General features: G+C 54.3%; 8 protein-coding genes and 1 pseudogene. 3 read left to right on the top strand and 6 right to left on the bottom strand.

Annotated elements, in window-relative coordinates; translation table 11 throughout:
* A pseudogene (locus G461_RS26610) lies at nucleotides 1–207 on the bottom strand (signal recognition particle-docking protein FtsY); the annotation flags it as partial.
* 262 nt (nucleotides 208–469) lie between these two features.
* Between G461_RS26610 and rsmD the strand changes: the two are divergent.
* Together rsmD and G461_RS0105920 are read left to right on the top strand one after the other, a co-directional pair.
* A complete protein-coding gene (gene rsmD / locus G461_RS0105925; RefSeq protein WP_026971144.1) occupies nucleotides 470–1093 on the top strand; it encodes a 16S rRNA (guanine(966)-N(2))-methyltransferase RsmD in 624 nt (207 codons plus the stop codon).
* Nucleotides 1094–1102: 9 nt separating this feature from the next.
* Nucleotides 1103–1378, top strand: a complete 276-nt coding sequence (locus G461_RS0105920; protein ID WP_026971143.1) for a DUF1145 domain-containing protein — start codon at nucleotides 1103–1105, stop codon at nucleotides 1376–1378.
* Nucleotides 1379–1420: 42 nt separating this feature from the next.
* On the opposite strand, the gene G461_RS0105915 is transcribed toward G461_RS0105920, so the two are convergent.
* From G461_RS0105915 to G461_RS0105905, 3 genes are all read right to left on the bottom strand, one after another.
* The gene (locus G461_RS0105915; protein WP_026971142.1) at nucleotides 1421–2017 is read right to left on the bottom strand and encodes a YhgN family NAAT transporter; all 597 of its coding nucleotides are present in this window, start codon (nucleotides 2015–2017) and stop codon (nucleotides 1421–1423) included.
* Nucleotides 2018–2146: 129 nt separating this feature from the next.
* On the bottom strand, nucleotides 2147–2827 hold the full coding sequence (locus tag G461_RS0105910; protein ID WP_026958383.1) for a flagellin: 681 nt from the start codon (nucleotides 2825–2827) through the stop codon (nucleotides 2147–2149).
* Between the two features lie 94 nt (nucleotides 2828–2921).
* A complete protein-coding gene (locus G461_RS0105905) occupies nucleotides 2922–4433 on the bottom strand; it encodes a Ppx/GppA phosphatase family protein (protein ID WP_026971141.1) in 1512 nt (503 codons plus the stop codon).
* A gap of 156 nt (nucleotides 4434–4589) precedes the next feature.
* Here G461_RS0105905 and G461_RS0105900 point away from each other — a divergent pair, with 156 nt between their 5' ends.
* A complete protein-coding gene (locus tag G461_RS0105900; RefSeq protein ID WP_084429042.1) occupies nucleotides 4590–5129 on the top strand; it encodes an NUDIX hydrolase in 540 nt (179 codons plus the stop codon).
* A gap of 14 nt (nucleotides 5130–5143) precedes the next feature.
* Here G461_RS0105900 and G461_RS0105895 read toward each other — a convergent pair whose 3' ends face one another.
* Together G461_RS0105895 and G461_RS0105885 are read right to left on the bottom strand one after the other, a co-directional pair.
* Nucleotides 5144–6658, bottom strand: a complete 1515-nt coding sequence (locus tag G461_RS0105895) for a YifB family Mg chelatase-like AAA ATPase (protein WP_026971139.1) — start codon at nucleotides 6656–6658, stop codon at nucleotides 5144–5146.
* Nucleotides 6659–7184: 526 nt separating this feature from the next.
* Entirely contained in the window at nucleotides 7185–7601 is a 417-nt protein-coding gene (locus G461_RS0105885; RefSeq protein WP_026971138.1) for a CBS domain-containing protein, read from the bottom strand.
* Nucleotides 7602–7638 lie beyond the last annotated feature (37 nt).

The raw sequence follows: 7638 nt of genomic DNA, 5'->3' as shown, positions 1-7638 counted from the left end.
TGGCTCTGGCTCTGGCTCTGGCTCTGGCTCTGGCTCTGCAGCAGTGTTCTCGGTAACAGCTGCGCTTGCAAGCTCACTCTCGTTGCTTTGCTCTGCTTCGGGTTGGCTTACCTCAAGCTCTGGCGCAATTACCTGCTCTTCCGCTTGCTGCTCACTGTCGGACTTTCCACGACTAAACCAGGAAAATAGCCCCTTTTTCTTTGCCATTGGCATTTACCTATCTTTTGGAATTTCTGCTTTGCTAATACCAATCAAACTAAACTACTACTCAGTATTGCTGGTTAAAAACACCGACTATGTCGTTACCGCTTTTGTCACTAGAACCACTAGTCACTCCAAGCGCTTCCTCATATTCGGCGTTTTTCCCTGCGTAATACAAGTGTATTAATTTAGTGTGATTGGTATATACGGACTGCTACAATCCGCAAAATTGCAGCGATTTTATCACAGATTTCAACGAGCTTTAGTCATGCCACGTCGTTCTCCCCAAAAAAGCCCAAAGTCTTCCGCCCGTGGCGGCAACACCCGCAGCGGTAGCATTCGTATCATTGCCGGGCAGTGGCGTGGTCGCAAGCTAAAAGTGCTCGATGGCGAAGGTCTGCGCCCCACCACCGATCGGGTAAAAGAGACGCTGTTTAACTGGCTGGCGATGGATATTCGTGGCGCTCGCTGCCTGGATGCCTTTGCTGGCAGTGGCGGGCTAGGCTTCGAGGCCCTTTCACGCTACGCCAAACATGTCACCTTGGTCGAACGTGACCAACGAGCCGCTCAGCAACTCAAAGACAACTTGGCGCTGCTGCAAGTGGATGCAAACCAAGCCAAGCTGGAAGTGGCCGATACCCTGCAACTGCTGCGTAAAGTGCCTGAGCACGCCTATGATGTAGTGTTTATCGACCCGCCATTCCACCAGCAGTTGGTTCAGCAATGTATCGACTTGCTGATTGCCAACAACTGGCTGGCTGACGATGCCTTGGTGTACCTAGAACAAGAGAGCTCAGCCGCCGAACCAAATCTACCGAGCGGCTGGGAGAAGATAAAATCCAAGCAAGCCGGCCAGGTGAGCTACAACCTCTATCACATCGAACACGCTTAAGGAGTTCCCATGATTACCGTTGGCAAAGGATTAATGGCGTTGATCTGGTTGGTGTTTTTGTTTGCGCCGCTGCTGTTCACCCCGCCCTACAACTGGTTGGTGCTCGGCTTTGGCTTGATCATGTTGATACTTCACGCGGTGCAGTTGCTCGCGCTTAGGGCCAACCTTCAGCAAAGTGGGCTATACCGCCCCGGCGATGGCTGGCGCATTCTACTGTTTGGCTTCTTCGCTATGTGGGAGCTGCATAAACGCGCCCAGCAGCAACAGAGCGAGCAACAAGAGTAAGGCAATAAAAAAGCGCCTTTACTAGGCGCTTTTCAATCGAGCTTAACCGGCCACCGACATCAGATAGTTGGCAATACCATCCATCAGCATCTGTACCGCCAGCATAATCAATAGCATGCCCATCAAGCGCTCCAACGCTTTTAGACCGCGCTCACCCAGTAGCTTCATCAACAATTCATTAAGCATCAGAATACAGACGGTGATCGCCCAGGACACGAGTAGTGCTAGCGACCAATCAGTCATACGAGTCGCATCTTGATTGGCCAATAACATTAGTGATGCCAATACCGAAGGCCCAGCAATCATCGGGATCGCCAGCGGCACCAAGAACGGCTCTTCACCGGCAGCGAGTCCCGCCACACCACCCGGCTGAGGGAAAATCATCTTCAGGGCAATCAAGAACAAGATCAGGCCACCAGCGATACCCACCGCCTCTTGGCGCAGATTGAGGAAGCCAAGGATATGCTCACCGGCAAACAGGAAGCTAAACATCACAACCAAAGCGACGATAAGCTCGCGGATCAGCACGATACGACGACGCTTTGGCTCTAGATGCTTGAGCATCGACATCACCACCGGCAGATTACCCAGTGGGTCCATGATTAAAAACAGCATCACGGCAGCAGACAATGCGTCCATCAGTATTCCTCAGTATCAATAGCAAAATTGCGGCGCATCTTAACCAAACTCCCCACAAATAAAAACCCTGGCCCAACAAAGCAAAAAGGCAGCTCGAAAGCTGCCTTTATCAAGTAGGTAGTACGCTAACTACAAGAGGCGGTCTACGCTGCGCGCATACTCTTGCTGTCCACGAATACTCTGTACCGAAGTTTGGAACAATACATCGTTCTGAGCCTGTTGAGAGCTGGCCAATGCATAGTTGGTATCCAGAATCCGCGAGCGTGCTGCGCTTTGCGCTTCCAGCGCCGCTTGGGTCGAACGGTAGGCTGACTCAGCAGCATTCGACTCAGCACCCAACTGGGCATTCGCCGCATCGGTGGTGCGCTGTGCTTGGGTAAATGCATCGCCCGCGCCGGGGTCGGTGATATCCACACCATCAACGCCCAGATCGCCAGCGTTAGGGATGGTGGCAGTGTTTGCATCCGCTTGGGCTTGCAGGGCCGCTAAATCATCGGCGTTGTAGATGCCGTTACCCGCCTGAATCGCCAAGGTTTGGTTAGCTTGCAGCGCTTCAGTAGTGCCTTGCAACTCTGCAGATGCAATGTTGTTTAGTGAGACTTGGTTTTGATAGATGCGCCCGTAGGCTTCCGCCTCGTTGACCTGAGAGGTCAGGCGGTTAGCAATCTGCAAACCAGCAGGGTCGATAGCCGCAGTGGTGATGCGGGTGCCAGATGCCAACTGCTCGCTTTGTTCTTCCCGTCGCTTCTGTGCCTGTTGAGCATAAAAGTCGGCCGGTGAAGATGTATTATTAATAGAATTGATGGCCATTGTTATTACCTATTTACCTGTTGTGCGCCAAATCAATTTGGCTACTAAATAAGCATAACACATGGCCAAACATCGCACTAGATCGTCAAATCGATTAAACCGCAATCACATTGAGGCGATAGCCAATGTGCCGCATATAGCGGCGCTCGCTCTCTAAGTCCGCTTTAGTTAAGGGATTTTCCTGCAGCCACTGTTTTTCCACCAACAAGCTGATGTGCTCTCCGGCGGCGCGCAGCTCGAGATCTGGAGCGGCTTGTTTACGCTTAGCGCGATTGAAGATAACGGCCAGTCGCAGTAATACGCAGGCTTTTAGCAGCTCCAGGTTGTCCATTGGGAACTCTTGCTGTGGAATGCGCTTGCGGTGGGCCAATACCAAGGCCGCTAACTGCTGCTGCTCTTCCCGGGAGAAGCCTGCCAAGTCGACATGACGAACGATGTAGGCGCCGTGTTTTTGGTAATCACTATGCGTAATCTCCAGTCCTACCAAGAACAGCTGGGAAGCCCAGTGTAGCAGCTGCCCGGTTTCCGCCTCATCCAGCTCCCAGGTCTCAGCGACTTGAGCTAGCAAGTTCGAGCAAGTCTTCGCAACCCGACCACTAAACACCTTATCGCAGCGATAGCGCTCAGCTAAGCGAATCACACTCGTTGGACGAATATCAGTATGCTCTAAACGCCCTTTCAGCTCATAGAGCAGGCCTTCGCGCAGCGCCCACTCCGCCGCATGCATCTGCTCGATATGTAAGCTTCCGAACAGCGATAGTAGGGTGATTACCCCACCTAGAAACACCGGTTGACGCTCCTTTGACAGCCCCTCGATGCTGACATCGCTATTGCCCGCCTGACGATAGATCTCGACAATCTTATCCAGACTCTTCAGGTCGATAGTGCCATCACTAAAGCCATTTTCACGGCACACCTTGGCCACCGCTTTAATGGTCCCCGATGCGCCCAAACACTCCTGCCACCGCATATCGACCACGTCGTCGGCGATTGCTACCAGTTGTTGGGAGCAATAGGTGCTGGCGGCTTTGAGGCGCTTTTCGGTAACTTTACCGCTGCGGAAAAACTTCTTGGTAATAGACACACAGCCCATATCCAGGCTCTCTTTCAGGCGCAGGTCCATACCATCGCCCAAACAGACTTCGGTACTGCCACCGCCGATGTCTACCACCATGCGACGGCCCTTAGTCGGCGCTAAGTAGTGGGCCACGCCCAAGTAGATTAAGCGCGCCTCTTCTTCACCAGAGATAATCTCAATCGGATGGCCTAAGCGCCGCTCTGCCTCGGCTAAAAAGCGGTCCGAGTTGCTCACGCTACGCAGGGTCTTGGTGCCGACGATCCGCACACTGCCGGGCTCAAACTCGCGCAGCCGCTCGCCGAAGCGTTCCAAACAGCCCAATGCGCGATTAACCGCCGCACTGTCTAAGGAGCCATCCTCTTGCAAGCCCCAACCAAGACGGACCATCTCCTTGACCTTGTCGCGCACCTTCAGTTCACCGTCTTGCCAATCGGCGATGATCAGGTGGAAGCTGTTACTACCAAGATCTAGCGCGGCCAGCGACTGGGAGGTCGCTTTGGGACGAAGTAAGCGAGTCAAATTGAACACTGCGGCTCCTTAACATCGATAAACGGGTGAACGGCCAAGCCTGAGAACCCGTAGTAATAACTGTGTTGAAATCACAGGACTATACAGAAAATCCAATTTAGACAACAGTCTAGGCTAAGATTGCGAGAGCCGCGAACCACATAGAGGGGGGCCTGAATGGCCGATAGCAACGACTTTAAGACACATATTGAACATAGCTGGAGCCGACTAGAACTACACCGTACCCAACGGGTGTTCCCTGACCGCCAGCGTCAAACCGTAAAGTACATCCATCACCCGGGCGCGGTGGTGATCGTCCCAGTGAGTGAAGAAGGAAAACTAGTATTAGTGCGTCAGTATCGCCCGGCTGTTGATGCCTGGGTGGTCGAGTTCCCTGCCGGCACCCTTGAAGAAAATGAGGCTTCGCCGCTGCACTGCGCGCAACGCGAACTGCAGGAAGAAGCCAACCTAAGCGCCGACAAATGGCAGTTAATCGGCAAGCTATACCCCGCCGTTGGCTTCTGCGACGAGGTGCAACATATCTTCGCCGCCCACGACCTGAGTTTTAAACAAGGCGAGTGCGACGAGGATGAGTTTATCGAAGTGATAGAGATGGATATCGAGCAGTTTGAGCAAGCCGTCAAACAAGGCGATGTTGCCGACGCCAAAACCATCGCCGCCTTCACCCAAGCCCGCCTAGCTGGATTACTCGCTTAAGCTATATCGGCGGCTTAGGCCGCCAACTTCGCCAGCAAACGCTCCATCGCTCGATAGCTCAAAGCCTCACTGAGATGCACCCGCTTAATATCGGCCAGATCCTGTCCATCGGCAATACTTCTCGCCAACCGCCAGATACGATGAAACGCCCGGGTCGACAAGCCCAGCTGGTGAATGCTCTGCTCTAGAAAGCGGGCATCCTCGATATCCAAGCGGGCGTATTGGGACAGCTCTCGGCCACTTAGCTCGCTGTTTAGCTTGCCTTGTCGTTGCAGTTGGCGTGCTCGCGCCGTCATCACCCGCTCTCGCACCTCAACGCTGCTTTCACCATCACCACTCTTTGACAGGCTACCTTGAGGTAAGGGGCTGACTTCGATACTCAAGTCGAAGCGGTCAAGAAACGGTCCAGAGAGACGCTGCAGATACTTGAGGATCTGATCAGGGTTGCTACGCATCTGCGCACCTTGGTAATGACCACACGGCGAGGGATTCATTGCGGCAATCAACTGAAAGCGCGCCGGAAAGCTCACCTGACGCGCAGCGCGCGAGATATTGACCACACCGGCCTCCAAAGGTTGGCGCAGTGCATCTAACACTGAACGGGGGAACTCTGGGAGCTCGTCGAGAAACAGCACACCATTGTGCGCTAAGCTAATCTCACCGGGCTTGGGCACCGAGCCGCCTCCCACCAGCGCTACCATCGAGGCGCTGTGATGGGGGCTACGAAACGGTGGTAGATACCACTGGCCATCTTCTCTTGGAAGGTTCGCCACCGAGGCAATGGCCGCCGCTTCCACTGCCTGCAGTTCATCGAGCGGCGGTAGGATCCCAGGTAAGCGGCTGGCGAGCATGGTCTTCCCAGTGCCGGGCGGCCCCAGAAACAAGAGGTTATGGCGCCCGATAGCGGCCAACTCCAGCGCCCGCTTGGCCAGCGGCTGCCCCAACACCTCCTGAAGATCCGGCAGCTGCTCGGGCACCTCATCCAGAGCGACTTGCGGTGGGATAACGCTTAGCTGTTGCTGGCCATTGAGCATCGCAGTTAGCTGGGCCAAGGATTCGCTGCCTACCACATCCAGCGCTTTGATACGCGCAGCTTGGCAGGCGTCGCCCATGGCCAGGTACAAGCGCTGCTGTTGCTCACGCGCGGCTAGGGCGGTGGCAATCACGCCCTCCACCCCTCTTAGCTCCCCTGATAGCGCCAGCTCGCCCACATAGCAATCCTTGGACAGATCGACACCGGGCAGGCCACCGGACGCGGAGAGGATCCCGAGGGCAATGGGCAAGTCATAGCGGCCACCGCTTTTCGGCAGATCGGCCGGTGCTAAACTCACGGTGATTCTTTTGGAAGGAAACTCGAAGCCGCTGTTTATCAGCGCGCTACGCACTCGGTCCTTCGCTTCTCGAACCGAGGCCTCGGGTAGTCCAACGATATTAAAAGCGGGCAGGCCAGCGGAGAGGTGCACCTCAACCGTGACCGCCTGCGCCTCCATGCCGAGCAAACCGCGCGTACCCACCAACGCTAAGCTCATTACTCACCCTCGCAATTGACAACTAAGACAATAATAGTTGAGAGAGGGCGTGAGCATTAAGCCGAAATGTTAGTGGGGTAGAACTCTGAGCTATTTGCTATGGCGCGGGTTGCGTTGACTGAGTTGTAGTTGAGACTTTGCGGCTTCCCAGTAATGCCGGGCGATAACGCTTTGGCCGGAGCGCAAAGCACATAGAGCGCTATGAGCTAAGTCGTTGATATTGTTGCGATTGGTTGTTAAGCTTCGCTTGCTGACGGTCATCCACATACTCCCAAACTGTGTTGATTGTCGGCCTCGACCCTGCCAGTTGCCGCTGACAGGGTCGACTCGTACGTCGCTCGCTGCATCTCGAGCTTGCCGCGTTGCAAACATTGGCCGTGTTACCCAGCAACCAGGTTGCTGTCCTATCGGTAACGCCAGTCATTGCTGCCACGCACAAGCTTTATCGGCTCTTCCCCTCAAGCCTTGAGTATTATTTCTACAACGGCGCTCGGGTTAGCGATTGCTTCCCCGTGAGCGCCTTGATTTAAGCTTGATGTTTAAAGCACTGCTGTTGCTGTTGATCAAGCACCTTCAGCACCATACTGCGATCGATCAAGCCGATGATGCGCTGGTTTTCGACTACTGGATAGACCTTCGGTTTGTCGTCGGTCATCTGTCTGGCTAGATCAAGAATGCTGGTCTCTGGCGAAACGCTCAGCACCTCGGGCTTCATCAAATCTTTGGCTAATGCGGTCTGATCGCAGTAATAACCGGCTTGCAGCATCTGCACCAAGCAATCGCGCTCTGATACCCAGCCCACCAACTGTTTGTGCTGATTGACCACCGGGGCACCGAGTTGGCCGCTTTCCACCAGCGCATGGCTGATATCGCTGATGCTGGTCTCTGGCGTAAAGCTCAAAAACTGGCGGCGCATATATTGTTTAACACTTAGGTCCTGCATCGTGTCTCTCCTGACTGTCGCTTACCCTTTAACTATA

It is taken from the genome of Aliagarivorans marinus DSM 23064 (assembly GCF_000429485.1).
Taxonomy (GTDB): Bacteria; Pseudomonadota; Gammaproteobacteria; order Enterobacterales; family Celerinatantimonadaceae; genus Aliagarivorans; species Aliagarivorans marinus.
This window is presented reverse-complemented; position numbering and strand designations above follow the sequence as displayed.

Bases quoted from the DNA above. Each gene is read 5' to 3' on its own strand.
- G461_RS0105885 (WP_026971138.1), bottom strand. From the start codon at position 7,601: ATGCAGGACCTAAGTGTTAAACAATATATGCGCCGCCAGTTTTTGAGC.
- G461_RS0105920 (WP_026971143.1), top strand. From the start codon at position 1,103: ATGATTACCGTTGGCAAAGGATTAATGGCGTTGATCTGGTTGGTGTTT.
- G461_RS0105900 (WP_084429042.1), top strand. From the start codon at position 4,590: ATGGCCGATAGCAACGACTTTAAGACACATATTGAACATAGCTGGAGC.
- G461_RS0105895 (WP_026971139.1), bottom strand. From the start codon at position 6,658: ATGAGCTTAGCGTTGGTGGGTACGCGCGGTTTGCTCGGCATGGAGGCG.
- rsmD (WP_026971144.1), top strand. From the start codon at position 470: ATGCCACGTCGTTCTCCCCAAAAAAGCCCAAAGTCTTCCGCCCGTGGC.
- G461_RS0105915 (WP_026971142.1), bottom strand. From the start codon at position 2,017: ATGGACGCATTGTCTGCTGCCGTGATGCTGTTTTTAATCATGGACCCA.
- G461_RS0105910 (WP_026958383.1), bottom strand. From the start codon at position 2,827: ATGGCCATCAATTCTATTAATAATACATCTTCACCGGCCGACTTTTAT.